Here is a 17,982-nt window from a genome sequence, read left to right as displayed (position 1 = left end):
TTGTGCGCGGGTACTGATTGTGCACGTATGGACTTGATGGCTATCGCCGGCAACGGCATGCAGCATGACTTGCAGCGACTGGAAACGATCAGCCAGAATGTGGCGAATGTACTCACGCCTGCTTATAAAAAACAGGTGGTGGTTGGTCCCGCGTTTGCCGCGCATATGCAGGGTGCCTTGGAACAAGGTGCTGCATCTCCATCTATTCTTCCACCTTCCCTGACGATCGACCCCTCCGCCGGTTCCTTGCGCTACACCGCGAATGCGCAGGATGTTGCGATAGACGGGACTGCCTTTTTTGAGGTCGAAAGCCGCTCCGGCCCGCAATACACGCGGCAGGGCGCATTGCGCGTCGATGTGAATGGTCGCCTGGTGGGCGGGCACGATTGGCCGCTGGCCGGCGCCACTGGCGACATTATCCTTACTCCCGAACCTTTTAAGATCGATGCAAATGGCGAGGTGCGCCAGGGAGAGCGTATCGCCGGGCGTTTGAAACTCGTGCATTTCGCCAATCCGGAAGCGCTGGTGCCCGTCGGTGGTGGATTGTATGTGCAGGGAAATGCGCATCTGGCGGAACGCGAAATGAGCAGTAAGGTTCGCTCCGGATTTCAGGAAGCATCGAATGTCAATTCCGCCCAGGAGATGGTGCGCCTGACGGAAACCGTGCGTCATTTCGAAGCGCTGCAAAAAATCATGCAGGGTTATGACGATGTGCTGGAAAAAACGATACGCAAGCTTGGGGAGTTTTAACGCAGCATGAACGATTCGCTCTATATCGCCGCCACCGGCATGCACATGCAGCAAAAAAGTGTCGACACCATCGCCAATAACCTGGCGAATGTAAATACGCCCGGTTTTAAAAAGGGGCGCGTCAGTTTTGAAGACATGGTCAGCCGCGAGGTGTCGCGCGCGGCACGCGGCGATGATGTGCAGGCTGGGCAGAACCTGTGGCAAGGACGCGGCGTCGGTATCTTTTCTCTATCCCAGGTATTTACTGCCGGCGACTTGAAGAAGACTGACTCGGCCATGGATGTCGCCATCAAGGGCGAAGGGTTTTTCGAGGTGGTCGACGTCGATGGCACCCCTGCATATAGCCGCGGCGGGACCTTGTCGGTCGACAAGGACGGTTTTCTGGCCACTGCCGATGGACACGTTTTCAAGCCGGCGATCCATGTGGGTACCGATGCGAGGGAAGTTACCTTGAGCACCGATGGCCGTGTGATGGTGAGCCGCGACAAAGGCGAGGCAAGCGAGGCGGGGCGCATCGAGCTGGCACGGTTTTCCGACACGACCGGCCTGCTGTCGCTGGGTGGTAACTTGTACAAACCGTCGGAACGTTCCGGCGATGCGATCTACGGCAAGCCGGGCGACGATGGGCTGGGAACCGTAGCGCAAGGTTTTATCGAGTCGTCGAATGTCAAGCTGATCGAGGAAATGGTCGACCTGATGGTGGCGCAACGCGCGTACGAAAGCAGCGTGAAAGTGATCCAGGCTTCCGATGAAATGCTGGGCATGAGCAATAACCTACGGAAATAATCCATGGCTGCCGCACGTTGCATCCACCGCTGGCTGGCATGTGTGCCGCTTGCCGTGCTGGGTATGGCAGCGCAAGCTTCGATGGTAAAAATTGAGTTGCGCGACGAAGTGTTGCTGAGCGGCCCGCGCATGGCGTTGTCGGATCTTGCCAAGGTCGATGCCGGTGACGCGCGGCTGACACAGGCAATTGCTGCACTGCCGGTAGGCAGCGCGCCTCTGGCTGGACATGTCGACCGGCGCAGCCGTGCCGAACTGGAAGTGGCTTTGCGTGGGCAGCAGTTTCCATTGGGGCAGCGCATCGAGTGGCAAGGGGCGCGCAGCGTGACGATACGCCGGGAAAGCCGCGCGCTGGACCCGGCCTTGCCGCTGGCCGAAGCGGTGCGGCACGTGTCGGCAGTGTTCGGCTCCGACTATGCGTCGCTGGAACTGAGCCTGGCGACACCGCTGGCGGAGCTGGCCTTGCCATCAGGCCAGGTGGAATACCGGGCGCGTGCCATCGAGCGCCAGTCCTTGCGGGCACGGCTGCCCGTGTGGGTCGATGTATTCGTCGATGGTGCCTTGTACCGCTCGGTGGTGGTGACCTTGGCGGTCGTGGCGCGGCAAGAGGTCTATGTGGCGCGTCGCGCGCTGGCCGAGGGCGACACGGTGACGGCGCAGGACGTGGTGCTGGGCGTGCGCGATGTGGCTGGCCTGGCGGATGCGGCGATAAAGCCGGAGGCGCTGGCTGGCGCACCGCGTTTGCGGGGGGCGCTGGCACAGGGACAGGTATTGACAGTGCGGCAAGTAGCGCCGGCCGGCATGGTCATGCGCGGCGACAGGGTGGCGGTAGAGGTCAGGAATCATGGAATTTTGCTGGAAACAGTAGCAGTGGCGCAAGCCGATGGACAGCTTGGACAAATGGTGCCAGTCAAATTGCAGCAAAGTAGCGAGGCGGTCAGTGCAAAAGTCATTGCGCCGGGCCAGGTGCGAATCGATGGAAGGTAGGCAATGCGTTACTTGAAAATTGTAGGCTACTTGGCGATGCTGGCAGGCATGGCGTGCGCGTATGCGGACAGCCTGTATCAGCCTGGCAGCTACCAGTCGCTGACCTCGGATTTGCGGCCGCGCCGGGCTGGCGACCTGATTACCGTGATGGTGTATGAAAATGCCAGCGCCACCAGCACTGCCAATACCAGCGCCGGGCGCGATGCCGGCGTGGGTCTCGATATCCAGCGCCCTGGCCGCGGATTTGCCGCCGGCATCAATGCGAATAATCAGATGGATGGCCGTGGCCGCACGGCGCGCGAAGGACGGGTGCTGGCGCAAATTACGGTCAGCGTGCGCGAAGTGCTGGCTGGCGGCGACTTGATCGTCGCAGGTGAACAAATACTGAATGTAAATAACGAGCAGCAGACGATCAAGGTGGAGGGCCGTATTCGTCCGCAGGATGTGTCGGATGCGAACGTGGTCTTGTCGACCCGCATCGCCGACGCGAAGATCAGCTACGCCGGCCAGGGCGACCTGGCTGACTCTCAGCGCCCTGCGTGGTGGCAGCGCTTCCTGACCTTCTTCGGACTGTAACCATGATCAAACATCTATTGCGTGCTGGCTTGCTGGCGGCGTTGCTGTGCAGCGGCTGGAGCCAGGCAGAGGTGATCCGAATCAAGGACCTCGGCAAGATGGCGGGCTGGCGCGATAATGCGCTGACCGGTTATGGCATCGTGACCGGCCTGGCCGGCACGGGGGACTCCAGCCGCAACAAGGCGACGCGCCAGTCGATCGCCAATATGTTGTCGCGCTTCGACATGAGTATCGTGGCCGACGATGTGCAAAGCCGCAACGTCGCCGCGGTCATGGTCACTGCCACGCTGTCGCCATTCGCCCGCGCAGGCGAGACGCTCGACGTGACGATCACCTCGATCGGCGACGCGCGCAGCCTGGTCGGCGGTGCGCTGATGCTGGCGCCGTTGAAGGGGCCGGATGGCCGTATTTATGCGTTGGCGCAAGGCCCCGTCTCGGTGGGCGGCTACAAATACGACATGAACGGCAATGTCGTGCAGAAAAACCACCCGACCGTCGCTTCGGTGCCTGGTGGCGCCGTCGTCGAGGTTGGCGTGCCGGCCGACGTCACACATGCTGGCCAGAGCGTCACTTTTGTCCTGGCCGAACCGGACTATACGACCGCCACCCGGGTCGCCAGTGCCATCAACAGCGCACTGGGCATGGGCCTGGCGGTGGCGCAGGATGCTGCTGGCATCGAGGTGCGCATACCCGAAGCACGGCGCAGCCGCGTCACCGACTTCCTGACCGCTCTGGAAAATGTCACTGTCGAGCCGGACCGCCGCGCCAGGGTCGTGATCAACGAGCGCACCGGTACCGTGGTGTCGGGTGGCGACGTGCGTATTTCCAAAGTGGTGGTGTCACACGGTGAGTTGAAGGTGACCATCCTCACCGACAATTCGGTATCCCAGCCATTGCTGGTAAGCCGCGTTGGCGACGGGGTGCGCAGCGTGCGTGTCGCCAATAGCCGGGTTGATGTGGAAGAACGTGGTGAAACGGGTTATGTGGCGGCGACCAGCAATACGGTGGCCGACCTGGTGCAGTCGCTGGCGCGCCTGAAGACGAATACGCGCGACATGATTTCGATCCTGCGCGCCGTCAAAGCTGCCGGCGCACTGCATGCGGAGCTGGTGGTGCAATAACAAGCGGGCGCCGGCGCCAGTCGATGGCCTTGGCGGTAGTCATGAATATTGAAGCAGGAGCGTGGTTCCATGGTTTCCCTTATCGATAGCAGCACGACTGGTTTATTGAGTCTGGCATTGGACGCGGCAGGCATGCGCCAGCAGGCGATCGCACAAAATATCGCCAACGCGAATACGCCCGGATACCAGCGCCTGGCCGTCAGTTTTGAAGGCCGGCTGGCTGAATTGTCCCGTAGCACGGCCGGTGCGACACCGTCGTTGGCCAGCCTTGGAGATTTCCGGCCCGCGTTCGAACTGGCGGGCAATGGCGAACCGGTGGCGCTCGACATGGAAGTGGCGGCACTCTCGGAGAACACCTTGCATCAGCAAGCCTTGCTGAAGGCACTGAACAAACACTTTGCGCTGCTGGGCAGTGCGATCAATGAGGGTAAACGCTGATGGACTATAACGCGGCATTCCAGATCAGCGCCAGTGGCATGCGGGTTGAAAAACTGCGGCTCGACGTGACGACAGCCAATATCGCCAACATGCACAATGCGGCGCCGTCGGTGGCGCAGCTGTACCGGCCCATGCAGGTGCTGGCGCAACAGGCGCCAATGGGATTCGGCCAGCAGTTTGGCGCACTGTATGCGGCCGGGCAGGGGGGCGTGCAGGTGGCGTCGGTCGAACCGCAAATGGTGCAGCCGCGCATGGTGTACGAACCGGGTCATCCCTATGCCGATACCAAGGGCTTCGTGGCATATCCGGGCGTCAATCATACGGCCGAGATGGTGAACCTGAATACGGCATTGCGCGCGTATGAGGCCAATGTGGTGGCCATGAACGCAGCCAAGACCATGGCCGCACGCACGCTTGAAATTGGAGGGCAGTGATGGTGATCGAATCAATTGCGGCAGCGGCGCTGGTCCAGCCCGGCGTGACGCCTGTCAGCGTGCAGCCTCCCGCGGCAGGTTTCGGCCAGTGGTTTGCCGCTGAGCTCAAATCGGTCAACACCAGCCTGGAGCTGGCTGATACGGACGTAAAAAAGCTGGCGGCAGGGGAAACCCAGAGCCTGCACGAGGTGATGATCCATCTCGAAGAGGCCAAGTTGTCGTTTCAGTTATTGGCGCAGGTGAGAAATCGTTTGCTGGACGCGTATCAAGAAGTAATGCGGATGCAGGTATAGGAGCAAGACGGTGACATCATTAGTACAAGCATGGCAACGCATGGCAGTACAGGCGCGCATCGGCATCATTGCCGGGATCGTCCTGATCGCAGGCTTGGTGATCAGCCTGGGATTTTGGGCATACCGCGCTGATTATCAGGTGCTGTTTTCCGACGTGGCGCCGGCCGATGCGGCGGCGATGACCGCCGAGCTCGATCGCATGAAAACGCCGTATCAGCTGACCGATGGCGGCAATACTATCCTGGTGCCGAAAGATCTCGTCTATAAAACCCGGCTCAAGTTGATGGGCAAGGAAATGCCCTTGCATGGCGCGGTAGGTTTTGAAGTATTTAATAATGCCGATTTTGGCATGACCGAGTTTGTACAGAAGGTGAATTATCTGCGCGCGATTCAGGGAGAATTGACGCGCACCATTCTTTCCATCGAAGAAATTCAGGCCGCGCGCGTGCACTTGGCGCTGCCGGAACAGGGACTGTTCAAGAAGGCTGTCACCAAACCGAAGGCTTCGGTGACGCTGACCATGAAGGCCGGCCGTGTGCTTGGCGCAGCGCAAGTGGCCGGCATCCAGCGGCTGGTCGCGGCATCCGTACCCGATATTGTCAGCGATGATGTCACCGTGCTGAACCAGCATGGCGTGGCGTTGACGCGCATTGCGCAGGCCGATGGTGGTGAGCAGGGCGCATCCCAGCTCGATTCCAAGCGCAGCACGGAAGAATATCTGGTCAAGAAAGTGACTCAGGTGCTGGACCGCACCTTCGGCGCCGGCGAAACGGTGGCTAGCGTCGACGTGGTGCTCAATCTCGACCAGAGCAAGATTACGACGGAGGAGGTCTTGCCGGCCAGAGGGCTGGCGGCCGACGCCCAGCCTGCCGGCGTGATGGTGCGCGACCGCCAGACCAGCCGCGAAGGCAATACCGCGCTGGCGACCGCGGAGCAAAAAGGGCAGGGCGCAGGCGGTAGTAGCAGCGAGTCCGACTACCAGGTCGGGCGTCGTGTCGAGCAGCTGGTGCCGGCCAGTGGCGGCGTCAAGCGCATGACCGTGGCTGTGCTGGTGAAGCAGCCATTGAACGACGCCCAGCTGGAGCACCTGAAAGAAGTGGTCACGCTGGCCATCGGCTTCAACAGTCAGCGTGGTGATGCTGTGGTGGTGTATTCGATGGATAAATTTGCCCTTGCCGCCGAACGTGCGCCAGCAGTGGCAGCGCCTGCCGCAGATGTGCCGTTGCAAGCGGCGCCGGTGAATGCCGCCGCAGCGCCACAGTGGCCGGTAGTGGCCGTGCTGCTGGCCATATTGGCTGTGCTGGCCCTGGCATGCGCGCTGTATCTGCTGCTTAAGCGCCGCAACCGCCGCCGCGCTGAAAAGCGGCTGGATCCCGCCGCCCGGCAGCAATTGCTCAATGAGGTCAAGCAATGGATCGCCACGCCTGCAGGCGGCACCCTGTATGGAGAGCGCAAGTGAGCGGCTATCGCCAGGCGGCCATCGCGCTGCATGCCGTCGGTGCTGCTGACCGACGGCTGATCCTGGCCGAACTGCCGGCGGCCGACCGCGCCACCTTGAGCGCTTATTTACGCGAGTTGAAGGAGCTGGGGTTCGATGGCGCGGATGCGGATGAGGTGCTGTCGACACCTGTTCCTCCACCGCCAGCGGTCACTTCGCTTGACCGTATCATGGCCGCCACGCCCGAGACCATGTTTGCTATTTTCCAGCATGAGCCGGCATCCATGGTGGCGCAGTTCCTTGCGCTGCAGGATTGGCCCTGGGCGCCAGCGCTGCTCGATCTGTTTCCGGCGATGCAGCGCGAACGTATCCGCGCCGCACGTCCATATCCCGTATCCGATGCGCCGGCGCGCCAGCGTTTCGTGTTCGATGCAGTGTTCGCGCGCGTGGACGCTGCGGTTTGCCAGCAGCCACAAACACGGCGTACCTCTCCTTTGGCGTTGCTATTGCGCACAGTGACATCATGGACCCGATAATCCGTGCTGCGACAGTGTCGTCCGTGCCGCGGCAGTTGCGCGGTGCGGTAAAGCGTGTCGAGGTGGCGCAGGCTGTGCCACTCGCTGCGCAGATTGCGAAAAATGTCTTGTCTCCATCAGTAGTGCCAGTGCCGGCACCGGCACCGGTTCTTCCTCCAGTATCGGCTGAAGAGCGCCAGGCATTTGATGCTGCGGTCAAGGAGGTGGCTGAACTGAAGGCGCAATTGTTGCTCAGCAAGAAGAAACTCGATGATGACGCGGCTGCAGTGCTGAAGGACGCGGAGCGCCGGGGCCTGGCGCAGGGGATGGAAAAGGGCGAACGCGAGGCGATGGCGCTGGTGGCACGTAAAATCGAAGTGCTGGCATCGCTGGCCGACGCCGTGGAAACGTCGCGCGCTCATGCTCTCGGGCAGGCAGAAGACATGCTGGTGGAAATCGCCCACGCGGCAGTGTGCCGCATGGTCGGCGCCACTGCGGCAAGCCGGGCCACGCTGCTGGACATGGTGCGGGCCATTGCGCGCGATGAACATGCTGTCAAACAATTGCGCATACGCATGCATCCGCAAGACATAGCTACGCTGCAGGACGACGACATGCCGCTCGACGCGCGCATTAGCTTGCAGGCCGATAGCGCGGTGGAAATGGGCGGCTGTTTGGTCGACAGCGATAAAGGCACGCTCGATGCACGTCTGGAAACCCAGCTGTCCCGCCTTGGCGAGGCTTTGCTGGCTGTAAGGAACGGCGGGACGGCATGATGCAGGCTTACCTGGACGCCGTGCATCATGCCGAATTGACTTGCCGCTCAGGGCACGTGCTGAGCATCTCCGGCCAAAGTATCGAAGCGCAGGGACCTGACGTCAGCATCGGTGAAGTGTGCGAAGTCAGCCTGGCACAGACGTCAGGCAAGCTGCTCGCCGAAGTGGTCGGCATGCGTCCCGGACGTGTCATCCTGATGCCCTATGGCGACTTGCGCGGGATTGCCGCCGGCAGCCGCGTCGAGGCCGTGCGCCAGGCACCTGGTATTCCGGTTGGAGGCAGCTTGCTGGGCCGCGTCATTGACGCTTTCGGCGTACCGATCGACGGTGGGGCGCCGTTGGCGTCGCAAAAAACGCGCAGTCTGCATGCCGCTCCGATCAATCCGCTGAGCCGGCCGCGCATCAAGGATCTGATGCACACGGGAGTACGTGCCATCGATACTATGCTGCCACTGGGGCGGGGGCAGCGCATGGGTATTTTTGCTGGTAGTGGCGTTGGCAAGAGCACCTTGCTGGGCATGCTGGCACGCGACGTCCAGGCGGATGTGAATGTGATTGCGCTGATCGGTGAACGTGGGCGTGAAGTCCGCGAATTCGTGGAAAAGCAGCTGGGTCCCAATGGGCTCGAGCGCAGTGTCGTGGTGGTGGCGACGTCGGACCAGCCGGCGCTGGTACGTACCCGCGCCGCGTACGCCGCAACCGCTATTGCCGAGCATTTTCGTGAGGAAGGCCGACAGGTGCTGCTGATGATGGACTCGATTACCCGTTTTGCCATGGCGCGGCGTGAAATCGGCCTCGCTGCGGGCGAGCCGCCCACCGCGCGTGGATATACGCCGTCGGTCTTTTCCGACATTCCGGCCCTGTGCGAGCGCTGCGGTACAACCGATTCCGGTGGCGCCATCACTGCCCTGTACACGGTGCTGGTGGAAGGCGACGATTTCAACGAGCCCATTTCAGACATCGTGCGGGCCACGCTGGACGGCCATATCATGCTGTCGCGCGAACTCGCCCATGAAGGACATTTTCCATCGATCGATGTCTTGCAAAGCACCAGCCGCCTGGCTTCGGAGCTGGTTGGGCGCGACGATCAGGACCTGATGCTGGCGGTGGTGGACGTGCTGTCCACTTACCAGCGTAACCGGCAGATGGTCGATATGGGGGCATACCGCAGTGGCAGTAACGCGGCGATCGACCGTGCCATCGCCTTGTATCCGGCGATTATTCAGGTGCTGCGCCAGCCGGTACAGGAATCGACGACACGCGCTGATGCCTTGGTGCGCCTGCGGGCGGCACTCGTGGCAGGGGCCGGTACGTAATGGGTAGCAATCGCCGCTTCCAGTATGCCTTGCAGCCCATGCTGCTGACGCGCCAATGGGAACTCGACCGTCTGCGCTCGGAGCTTGGCGAGATGAATGCGGCCTGGGCCGCACAAGATGCCTCGGTGAAGGCGCTGTTGCAACGTCAACAAACATCGATGCAGGAGTGGAGCGGCCTCGAAGGCGCGACGGGGCCCTTATCGGTGGACCGGTTTGTCATGCTGGCGCGCCATATCGACGATTGCGGCCTGCAGGCTCGGCGTGCGCAAGAGGCGCTTGACGCCCTGACGCAGCGTCGCGACGAACTGACGGACCGCCTGAACCTGGCGCAGCGGGCATTGGATGCAGTACAGGAGCACCGGGGAAAAATGAATTTGTTATTCCTGCAAGACCGAATCAGCCTTGATTTCAAGGCCGCCGATGATCAATGGGGAATGTCGCGCGTGACAGGAGGAGCATATGACAGTGAATCTTGAAGCGCTCGATGGCCATGCGCCATCGTCCCGCAAACCATTTGCGCAACAGCAGGGCCACCAGGAGCGCTGGCTGTTTGAACTGGAAACGGCACTGCTGGAGCAAGGCGTGAAGAAAAATGCTCAGCGTCCGGCCGCTGATATGGGAGAGGGCGGGCGGGCGCCGCAGTCGGCAGCCAAGCAGACTGCCGCACAGCTACCGTTGCGCGCCGATGCAGGGGGGCTGAATGGCAGCACGCTGCAAGCGCCTGTCTTGCCCGGTGCATTGTCAGGCGGCTATGTCGTGTACGGCGTAGCTGTTGCTGCGGAGGCAGGAGCATTGCCGCGCGTCGCTATTCCTGGCACGGTTGCCAACGATGCTCCAGGCCGTGCAGTGGCTGTTATGGCGCCCGCCGATGGCGATAGCGGCGGCGCGGTGCGCACGCAACCCCTGGCGCTGTCGGCCGGCTTTGGTGCTGGCTCCGCTTCAAGTTTCGGCGCAGAGCAAATGCAGGAGCCGTTGACGGCCAGTATGCCGTCAACGCAGCTGACGCAGGAAGACACGCCAGACTACGCGTTGCGGCAAATGCATCTGTACCGTGAAAGCGGCGGTGTGCGTGCATGGATACGTGATGCGTCGCTGAACGCAGTTCAGGAACGGCTGGTGGCGCAGGCCATGCTGCTGGAGCTGCATGGCGCCGGCACGCGCATGACCGCGCTGACTGTGAATGGAAAAGAGATATTCCTCAAGCAGAAAGCCGGCGCAGGCGCTGACTGTTTTGTTGCCGAGCCCATGCCTACCGGCAGCGCCGGAATCCCACTCATGAAAAAGGATGCACTCTGATGGCCGTTAATCCCATTTCTGCGGCAAGCGCTAACCAGCCCGCCCAGTCCAGCAATATCGCCATTCAGGATTTCCTGAAAATCCTGACTGCGCAGCTGAACAGTCAGGATCCACTCAAGCCGGTCGATAATCAGGAGTTCGTGGCGCAGATTGCGCAATTCGCATCGCTTGAGCAAAGCCGCCAGCTCAACGCCAAGATTGATGAGTTGCTGTCGGTGCAGTCGTCGCTGCAATCGGTTGGCTTGCTGGGCAAGACGGTAGACATTAATCAGGGCGGCGGCGTGGTCACCGGCAAGGTGACGGCACTCGATTTCGCCTCCGGCCAGCCGCTGCTGACCCTGCAGACCTCGTCCGGGGCCTTCCAGGACAAGATTACGCTGTCACAACTTACGAATGTCCGTTAAAGGAAAACATCATGCTTGATACGCTGTTGATCGGTACTTCCGGCCTGTTGGGCTATTCGCAAGGTTTGCGTGTAGTGGGGAACAACCTGGCCAATGTCAATACACCGGGCTTTAAAAAGTCACAGCCAGAGTTCTCCGACTTGTTCGACAAGGGCAGCAACGCCGCGCACGCCAATGGCCGCAGTGGTGGTGGATCGCGCGGGGTCGGCTTGAATACCTTGGGGGCACAAATCAACTTCAAGAGCGGGATTGATCAGGGTACCGGTAATCCACTTGATGTGATGATTGATGGAAATGGCATGTTTGTCATCCGCCGCGATGACCAATTGCTGTATACCCGTGCCGGCGATTTTCAGTTCAATGCCCAGGATATCTTGGTCAATACCAGTGGCGACCATGTCCAGGCCCTTGACAGTAGCGGCAAGCTCGCTGACGTTCAGCTGGGGACACTTGCGCGCAATCCACCCAAGGCAACGAGCACGATCAAAATTAGCGGCAACCTCACCAGCACTGTTGCCACGCCCGCCATCGATGCGACAATGACAGGATTGAACCTCATCGATGCTGCGGGAGCCAGCCATACCGTCAATCTGATCTTCAAGGATGAGGGTGGTGGCAATTTTAAGGTCACCATCAACGATGTTGCGACAGGAACGGCTGTGGGTACGGGGGAGCTTAAATTCAATTCCGGCTTCCTGCTGCCGGGATTTGATGTGGTGACCTTTTCGTACAGCTCAGCCACGGTGCCTGCTTTCGACGTCAAACTCGACTTTACCAGCAACGTGAACTCCTTTCCGACACCGAGCAGTCTGAGCCTGGTATCCCAGGATGGCTACCTGGCGGGCAGCATGACGGAACAGGGAATAGGCGCCGACGGCACGCTATCGATTCGCTACTCCAATAACCAGACGGCGAAGGGTCCGCGTCTGGCGTTGGCCAATTTTCATGCCATGGGTGACTTGGTACAGGTTGGCGGTGGTGCATTTTCCGCGGCGGCGCAGCTCCCGGTCCAGTACGGCTATGCCGGCGTCGATGCCTATGGCAAACTCGCGCCGGGCCACCGTGAAGGCTCTAACGTTGATCTTGCCGAGGAATTCAGTAACTTGATCCTGATGCAACGCGGCTACCAGGCGTCGTCCCACGTGATCAGTACGGCAAATGACATGATTCAGGAGTTGTTCGACATGAAAGGACGCCGTTAATGCAAGTGCAGCCGTATCTGCTGGTCTCCGATACTGTGCTGGACGCAGTGGCCGGGCCTTTACGTCGTGCGGTAGAAGCCTGGTGTACTGCGTGGGGTATGCCAACATCCAGCGTGGACTTCGATTGCGAGCGCGCCTGGGAAGCGCAGGCTGTCTGCCCCGACGCCTTGTGGCGTGCCGCGCGCAGTCGCGGCGACGAGACCTGGTGGTGCGCCTGTACACCTGGGTGGAACTTGCAGCTACGTCACACGATGTTTCCACTTGCTGTGGCCGAGCCTTTGCAAGCGTCGCAAACCGGGATGGCGGACGAAGCTGCCGATGCGGCCAGCGAGGCCCTGTTCGAGTCGTTGAGTGGTATAGCGCAGGGCGGTACGCCACTAGCACCGCCAGCAGCAGCTTGGTTGCGCGGAGCAGGTGTGGTGGCGGTAAGGCTTGGTCTTGGCAAGCAAAGTATGTATGTGATTGTTAGCCAAGCGGCCGTATCGCGCATCACACAGCAGATGGGACACGCTGCCGGCCGCTTGCCGCCGCTTGCCGCCGTGAACTACCCGTACGCCTTGCGTAACATCCCTCTGAGTTTGCCCCTGGAAATCGGCCGTGCCGAGGTAGGGCTTGGCAGCTTGATGTTGCTAGGGGTCGGCGACGTGATCCGGCTCGATACGCTGGCGGACCGGCCGCTGACTGTCATGGGCCCGGGAGGGGACGCATTGTTCGATGCATACCTCGGTCTCGCAGACCAAAAAGTAGCGCTTGAAGTTGTTCGGCGTGATTAATAATGTGCATGATTGAGCATGGAGCAGTGGAATGAGTAGTACATCAAACAGTAATGGCGCCGCCGTAGCGCAAGCCCAGGTCGTTGAATTATCCGAATTCAAGGAGCCATCCCCGGCAGGGCCGGCTATTTTCGCCGGCAACCTGGGATTACTCGATAGCGTCAAGGTGAACTTGAACGTCATGGTCGGGGAAATCCAGACCACGGTTGGCGAATTGATGGAGCTGAAGGAAGCTTCGGTGCTGAAGACGGATCGCAAGGCGGATTATCCGATCGATATTGTCGTGAACGGTAATGTCGTCGCGCGCGGCCAGCTTGTGGTGGTGGATGACCATTTTGGCGTTCGCATCAGTGAACTGGCAAAGGTTGCCCAGGCATGAGACGGGGCATCATCGTAGCGCTGGCTTGCTCATGGTATGGCGGTGCGGCGCTGGCGACGCAGACGATTCCCTTCAAACGCGATGCCGAGGCAGCAAGCCTGGCTGGCTCGGGTGGGATGGCAGTGTTGCTGGTCTCGCTGCTGGCAATTGGCGCCGTGGTGTTGGTTCGCAAGCGCCTGAAGCTGGGCATGCGGGCGAAGGGTGCGCCGGCGCTGCTGCGCGTACTGGAAACGCGCCGTTTGGGGCCTCGCTCGCTGATTTCCGTGGTCGAATTCGGTGGCAAGCAGCATTTGCTCGCGCAAGGCGAGCATGGCATCACATGTATCGATACGATCGTGGTGGATGCACAACCCGGCGGCCGGGAGGTTAGTGATGCGCCTTGAGCTGCGGCAGTGCGTCTTGCTGGGAATTCTATTGGCCGCTGTCTGTGGCGGTATGGCGGCGGCATGGGCTGGTGGCATGGCGGAACCGGCGCTTGCGCTGCCGGGCTTGCAGGTACGCTTGGCCGAAGGGGGGGGCACCCCAGCCGATGTCTCTTCGGCAATCAAGATTTTACTTGGCCTGACGGTGCTGAGCCTGGCGCCAGCGATCCTGATGTCGATGACCTCGTTTATCCGCATTGTGATTGTCCTGTCCATGTTGCGCCATGCGCTGGGGATGCCGGAAACGCCGCCCAATACCGTGATTATCAGTCTGGCGCTGTTCTTGACTTTTTTTACCATGTCGCCAGCCTTGCAGGAGGTCAATACCAGGGCGCTGCAGCCGTACATCGCTGGCACGCTCAGCACCGAGGCCGCCGCCGGGCGTGCCGTATTGCCATTGCGCGAGTTTATGGTCCGCCAGACGCGTGAGCAGGATCTTGCGCTGATGGTCGAGCTATCCAAGGCTGAGGCGCCCAAGGTGATCGACGATATCAGCATGGTGCAGCTGATTCCGGCGTTCATGCTGTCGGAATTGCGTTCGGCATTCCAGATCGGCTTTGTGATTTTTCTGCCGTTTCTGCTGATCGACCTGATCGTATCGAGCGCGCTCATGTCGCTTGGCATGATGATGGTGCCGCCTGCTTCGATCTCGCTGCCGCTCAAAATTCTGATGTTCGTACTGATTGATGGCTGGAATCTGGTCGTGCGTGCGTTGTTGGGCACTTTTTCCTAGGACGCTGCGTGGACTGCGCCCTGCAACCGGAGGTGGTTTCCAGCGACGCTGACGTGGCGGTACTGTGGCGTATGTTCGAGGACCACCGCGATGGTGAGGTGCGCAACCGCATTGTCACGCATTATCTGCGCTTCGCGCGCGTCATGGCAGCCAAGCTGTATGCGGGGCGGCACGATGTTGCTGCCGAGTTTGCGGACTACCTGCAATATGCGCGCCTTGGACTGCTGGAAGCAGTCGACCGCTTTGAGGTTGCACGCGGTGTCAAGTTTGAAACATTTGCGGCAAAACGTATTCACGGTGCGGTACTGAATGGCTTGCGCTCGCTTAGCGAGGTGCAGGAGCAGATCGTAGCCCGTAAGCGCATTGTTGCCGAGCGCGTCGAGACATTGCGTGGTGCGGATATCTGTCCTGCCGATCCTGCTGCGTTGTTTGCGCAGCTTGCCGAAATGGCGATCGGATTGGCGGTGGGGTTTGCACTCGATGATACTGGCATGTATTCTGATACTGGCACTCATTATCAGGACAATACCTATCACGGCATTGAGCTGACGCAGTTAAAAGAGAGCATTCAAGTGGCGCTTGTCCAATTGCAGGGCAAGCAGCGCCAAGTGATTACGTATCATTATTTGCAGCAAGTTGCTTTTGAGGAAATTGCACGGATACTCGGTGTGTCGCGCGGGCGGGTGGCGCAAATACACAAGGAGGCATTGGGGAATCTGCGCGAGGCCTTGCGAAAACGTGATGGCCTGGATTTATACTGTTAGCGCCCGCATTGCCCTATGACCTGTACGTGAGAAAATAAACTTGAATCGGATTTCATTATGACTAGTGCGACCTTGTCCATGCTTGACCAAGCCGAATTGCTGCAACTGGCCTTGAATGCCAGCGCTGCCGGTGATTCGGGCGCCGCGATCGGCTATTTGAAAGAAGCCGTATCGCGTCCCGATGGCAGCGCCGCCGCGCATTACATGCTGGGGGCCGAATATGCGCAAATCACTATGTATGCGAGGGCGATCGATGAAATGGAAGCGGCGCTGGCGCTGGATCCGGCTCTGTTTGTGGCCCGGCTGCAACTCGGCTTGCTGTGGCTGGCGGGCAATGACAGCGCTCGCGCTGCTGAAGTTCTCGCTGGCCTCGATGCCGTGGGTGCGCAGGATGCGTTACATCACTTTGGGCGCGGCTTGCAGTACCTGATACGTGAGGAATTAGCTGCGGCAGAGGATTCGTTAAGGCAGGGTATCGGCTTGAATCAAAGTAATCCTGCACTCAATGGTGATATGCAAAAAATCCTGGGTGAGATCGCCATATTGCGCGCGGCTGCGCCACCGGAAGCATCGAAAGCGGCCGAAATCGGTGAGGGGCAGCGCAGTATTTTGCTGTCCGCTTACACCGGAAATCAAAGCCATTGAAAATGCGCAGCATGATCACCTCACTTGATATTGACTGACATGGCATCGTCGATTGCTTCGGTTACTCAACTCGTCACGCTGATCCAGGCGCAACTGGGCGGTGCGGCGTCCGTGCAGGAACGCAAAGGACGCGTTGCACCCCGCAAAGTGGCCAAGGACGATTACGCGGCACACAAGTTGAGCGGCCTGATTCAACAGCGCGTGAAGCAGATCGCACAGGATGACCCGCAGCGTGGCCGCAAGGCTTTCCGGGTATTCCTCGAGGCTGTGCTGTTGGCGCATTTCGGCGAAGCATTGGCGCACGATCCGAAGTTTTATCAAGTACTCGATGATATCCAGTCGGCCATGGAGAATGATGCCGCAAGCGCCGTAATGATACAGAGCGCCATCGGTCATTTGCTGGCCGGAGGGTAGTGGACGGCGCAATGAAGCGCTACTCCCTATGTTTGATGTTTGACCAGGATGGTCCTGTTTTTTTGAATGAGATTTGACACCTATGCAGCCAGAACCAAGCAATGTGACAGAGGCGGCCAGCCGGCTTGAACGCACCGAACAGTATTTGAAATCGGATCCCGGTAACCGCAACTTGTTGGCGACGGCAATCGATCAATGCCTGGAACTGGGCCGTCTGGAGGCAGCCGCTGGCCATGCCGAAGCGGCGCTGGCGCGGTTTCCCGAGGATGCTGTTTTCCAGTCGCTGCGCGGTAATGTGCTGATGGCGCAGCAGCGCTGGGATGACGCTGCTGCCGTGTTTGCTCCCTTGCTCGCGGTTCATGCCGACATGCATCTGGCCTATAACCTGGCATATTGCTATTTTTGGCTGGCGCGCTATGCCGACGCGGCGCAGGCGCTTGCGCCATTCGGCTCGGCCGCCGACATCTGGCCAGAAGCCGTAACCTTGTTATTGCGCGTGCTGCATCACGCCGGCAGGATGGATGAGGCGGTCGCGTTGGCCGCGATCCATGAATCGCATTGCGGCACCGACCACCGCTTCCTGTCGGTGGCCAGCCTGGTCTACATGGATGCTGGCGATGCGGCCCAGGCTGAGCGCCTGAGCCAGGCCGCCCTGGCCGATCCAGTGCCGCCGCTCGAGGCACTGATGGTCAGCGGCTCGATGGCGCTGGCACGCTTCGATGCAGTTGCCGCGGTAGAGCGTTTTGGACAAGTCATTGCACGTTATCCACAAGAGGGGCGCAGCTGGGCCGGGCTTGGCATGAGCAGTCTGCTCGTTAACGATCTGAGCACGGCGCGCACGCAGTTGGAGCAAGCCGTCAAATTTCTACCGTCACATATCGGCAGCTGGCATTTGCTCGGCTGGTGCCGGCTGTTCGAGCATGACCTGGCCGGTGCACGGCAGGTGTTCGAGCAGGCATTGGCCATGGACCGCAATTTTGGCGAGAGCCATGGAGCGCTGGCTGTAGTGCAGGCCCAACTGGGTGAGCGTGAGCCGGCTGCGAAGAGCATCGAACGGGCCCTGGGACTGGATCCCCGCGGTTTGTCTGCCCGCTATGCCCAGATGATACTGGCCGGTGATACGGTCGATCCTCTCGCATTTCGCCAGTTGGCTTTCAAATTGCTTTCTTCCCAGAAAGGCGTATTTGATGATGACCTGGGCAAAGTGGTGCAGGGTGTGATGCAACAAAGCGCAAGGAGCGGCGGTTGAGGCCTGACCTGGCGCTGCAACTGCTGGCCGACGTCTTGTGGAATGCCGTGCTGATTTCCGCCCCGTTGCTGGCGGTAACGCTGGCGGTCGGTTTGCTGGTCAGCGTGGTGCAAGTGGTGACCCAGGTGCAGGAAGCATCGCTCACTTTCATTCCCAAAATTATCGCCGCGGTGGTCGTTCTGGTGGTGTGCGGACCGTGGATGCTGAAGCGGCTGATTGCCTTTTCAGTCACATTGATCAGCAATATCCCTACTTATTTTTAACCCATCCGGAA

The 17,982-nt window shown here is 60.2% G+C and carries 25 protein-coding genes; all 25 read left to right on the top strand.

The window, feature by feature from the left end; all coding sequences use genetic code 11:
• Positions 1-36 precede the first annotated feature (36 nt).
• The 25 genes from O3297_RS08985 (at position 37) to fliQ (ending at position 17,971) form a co-directional block, all read left to right on the top strand.
• Positions 37-750 (top strand): flagellar hook-basal body protein, encoded by a 714-nt coding sequence (locus O3297_RS08985; protein WP_305048433.1) that lies wholly within the window; start codon positions 37-39, stop codon positions 748-750.
• Between the two features lie 6 nt (positions 751-756).
• On the top strand, positions 757-1,536 hold the full coding sequence (gene flgG, locus O3297_RS08980) for a flagellar basal-body rod protein FlgG (protein ID WP_305048432.1): 780 nt from the start codon (positions 757-759) through the stop codon (positions 1,534-1,536).
• Between the two features lie 3 nt (positions 1,537-1,539).
• Positions 1,540-2,520 (top strand): flagellar basal body P-ring formation chaperone FlgA, encoded by a 981-nt coding sequence (flgA, locus tag O3297_RS08975; RefSeq protein WP_305048431.1) that lies wholly within the window; start codon positions 1,540-1,542, stop codon positions 2,518-2,520.
• A 3-nt stretch (positions 2,521-2,523) separates the two neighbouring features.
• Positions 2,524-3,096, top strand: coding sequence for a flagellar basal body L-ring protein FlgH (locus O3297_RS08970; RefSeq protein ID WP_305048430.1), 573 nt, complete (start codon positions 2,524-2,526; stop codon positions 3,094-3,096).
• 2 nt (positions 3,097-3,098) lie between these two features.
• A complete protein-coding gene (locus O3297_RS08965) occupies positions 3,099-4,217 on the top strand; it encodes a flagellar basal body P-ring protein FlgI (RefSeq protein ID WP_305048429.1) in 1,119 nt (372 codons plus the stop codon).
• A gap of 69 nt (positions 4,218-4,286) precedes the next feature.
• A complete protein-coding gene (locus tag O3297_RS08960; RefSeq protein ID WP_305048428.1) occupies positions 4,287-4,655 on the top strand; it encodes a flagellar basal body protein in 369 nt (122 codons plus the stop codon).
• Entirely contained in the window at positions 4,655-5,089 is a 435-nt protein-coding gene (gene flgC / locus O3297_RS08955) for a flagellar basal body rod protein FlgC (RefSeq protein WP_305048427.1), read from the top strand. Before O3297_RS08960 ends, flgC begins: the two co-directional genes overlap by 1 nt.
• A complete protein-coding gene (gene fliE, locus O3297_RS08950; protein WP_305048426.1) occupies positions 5,089-5,382 on the top strand; it encodes a flagellar hook-basal body complex protein FliE in 294 nt (97 codons plus the stop codon). Before flgC ends, fliE begins: the two co-directional genes overlap by 1 nt.
• A gap of 10 nt (positions 5,383-5,392) precedes the next feature.
• Positions 5,393-6,841: a flagellar basal-body MS-ring/collar protein FliF gene (gene fliF, locus O3297_RS08945; protein ID WP_305048425.1), complete on the top strand. Its 1,449-nt coding sequence runs from the start codon at positions 5,393-5,395 to the stop codon at positions 6,839-6,841.
• Positions 6,838-7,356 (top strand): hypothetical protein, encoded by a 519-nt coding sequence (locus O3297_RS08940; RefSeq protein ID WP_305048424.1) that lies wholly within the window; start codon positions 6,838-6,840, stop codon positions 7,354-7,356. Before fliF ends, O3297_RS08940 begins: the two co-directional genes overlap by 4 nt.
• On the top strand, positions 7,344-8,111 hold the full coding sequence (locus tag O3297_RS08935; RefSeq protein WP_305048423.1) for a FliH/SctL family protein: 768 nt from the start codon (positions 7,344-7,346) through the stop codon (positions 8,109-8,111). The genes O3297_RS08940 and O3297_RS08935 overlap by 13 nt, the downstream gene beginning before the upstream one ends.
• Positions 8,108-9,427: a FliI/YscN family ATPase gene (locus O3297_RS08930; protein ID WP_305048422.1), complete on the top strand. Its 1,320-nt coding sequence runs from the start codon at positions 8,108-8,110 to the stop codon at positions 9,425-9,427. Before O3297_RS08935 ends, O3297_RS08930 begins: the two co-directional genes overlap by 4 nt.
• Complete coding sequence (locus O3297_RS08925) at positions 9,427-9,903, top strand: hypothetical protein (protein WP_305048421.1); 477 nt, start codon at positions 9,427-9,429, stop codon at positions 9,901-9,903. The genes O3297_RS08930 and O3297_RS08925 overlap by 1 nt, the downstream gene beginning before the upstream one ends.
• The gene (locus tag O3297_RS08920; protein WP_305048420.1) at positions 9,887-10,723 is read left to right on the top strand and encodes a hypothetical protein; all 837 of its coding nucleotides are present in this window, start codon (positions 9,887-9,889) and stop codon (positions 10,721-10,723) included. Before O3297_RS08925 ends, O3297_RS08920 begins: the two co-directional genes overlap by 17 nt.
• Positions 10,723-11,127, top strand: a complete 405-nt coding sequence (locus O3297_RS08915) for a flagellar hook assembly protein FlgD (RefSeq protein ID WP_100877094.1) — start codon at positions 10,723-10,725, stop codon at positions 11,125-11,127. Before O3297_RS08920 ends, O3297_RS08915 begins: the two co-directional genes overlap by 1 nt.
• A gap of 11 nt (positions 11,128-11,138) precedes the next feature.
• The gene (locus O3297_RS08910) at positions 11,139-12,329 is read left to right on the top strand and encodes a flagellar hook protein FlgE (protein ID WP_305048419.1); all 1,191 of its coding nucleotides are present in this window, start codon (positions 11,139-11,141) and stop codon (positions 12,327-12,329) included.
• Positions 12,329-13,102: a FliM/FliN family flagellar motor switch protein gene (locus O3297_RS08905; protein WP_305048418.1), complete on the top strand. Its 774-nt coding sequence runs from the start codon at positions 12,329-12,331 to the stop codon at positions 13,100-13,102. The genes O3297_RS08910 and O3297_RS08905 overlap by 1 nt, the downstream gene beginning before the upstream one ends.
• A gap of 31 nt (positions 13,103-13,133) precedes the next feature.
• Positions 13,134-13,481 (top strand): FliM/FliN family flagellar motor switch protein, encoded by a 348-nt coding sequence (locus tag O3297_RS08900; RefSeq protein WP_305048417.1) that lies wholly within the window; start codon positions 13,134-13,136, stop codon positions 13,479-13,481.
• Positions 13,478-13,864, top strand: coding sequence for a flagellar biosynthetic protein FliO (locus O3297_RS08895; RefSeq protein WP_305048416.1), 387 nt, complete (start codon positions 13,478-13,480; stop codon positions 13,862-13,864). The genes O3297_RS08900 and O3297_RS08895 overlap by 4 nt, the downstream gene beginning before the upstream one ends.
• Positions 13,854-14,636, top strand: coding sequence for a flagellar type III secretion system pore protein FliP (fliP, locus tag O3297_RS08890; RefSeq protein WP_305048415.1), 783 nt, complete (start codon positions 13,854-13,856; stop codon positions 14,634-14,636). Before O3297_RS08895 ends, fliP begins: the two co-directional genes overlap by 11 nt.
• An 8-nt stretch (positions 14,637-14,644) precedes the next feature.
• Positions 14,645-15,400 (top strand): sigma-70 family RNA polymerase sigma factor, encoded by a 756-nt coding sequence (locus tag O3297_RS08885; protein WP_305048414.1) that lies wholly within the window; start codon positions 14,645-14,647, stop codon positions 15,398-15,400.
• A 57-nt stretch (positions 15,401-15,457) separates the two neighbouring features.
• Positions 15,458-16,045: a hypothetical protein gene (locus tag O3297_RS08880; RefSeq protein ID WP_305048413.1), complete on the top strand. Its 588-nt coding sequence runs from the start codon at positions 15,458-15,460 to the stop codon at positions 16,043-16,045.
• Positions 16,046-16,084: 39 nt separating this feature from the next.
• Positions 16,085-16,459, top strand: coding sequence for a hypothetical protein (locus O3297_RS08875; protein ID WP_305048412.1), 375 nt, complete (start codon positions 16,085-16,087; stop codon positions 16,457-16,459).
• An 82-nt stretch (positions 16,460-16,541) separates the two neighbouring features.
• Positions 16,542-17,708, top strand: coding sequence for a tetratricopeptide repeat protein (locus O3297_RS08870; RefSeq protein ID WP_305048411.1), 1,167 nt, complete (start codon positions 16,542-16,544; stop codon positions 17,706-17,708).
• The gene (gene fliQ / locus O3297_RS08865) at positions 17,705-17,971 is read left to right on the top strand and encodes a flagellar biosynthesis protein FliQ (protein WP_100877104.1); all 267 of its coding nucleotides are present in this window, start codon (positions 17,705-17,707) and stop codon (positions 17,969-17,971) included. The genes O3297_RS08870 and fliQ overlap by 4 nt, the downstream gene beginning before the upstream one ends.
• Positions 17,972-17,982 lie beyond the last annotated feature (11 nt).

This window comes from Janthinobacterium sp. SUN128 (assembly GCF_030587275.1).
Lineage (GTDB): Bacteria > Pseudomonadota > Gammaproteobacteria > Burkholderiales > Burkholderiaceae_D > Janthinobacterium > Janthinobacterium lividum.
This window is presented reverse-complemented; position numbering and strand designations above follow the sequence as displayed.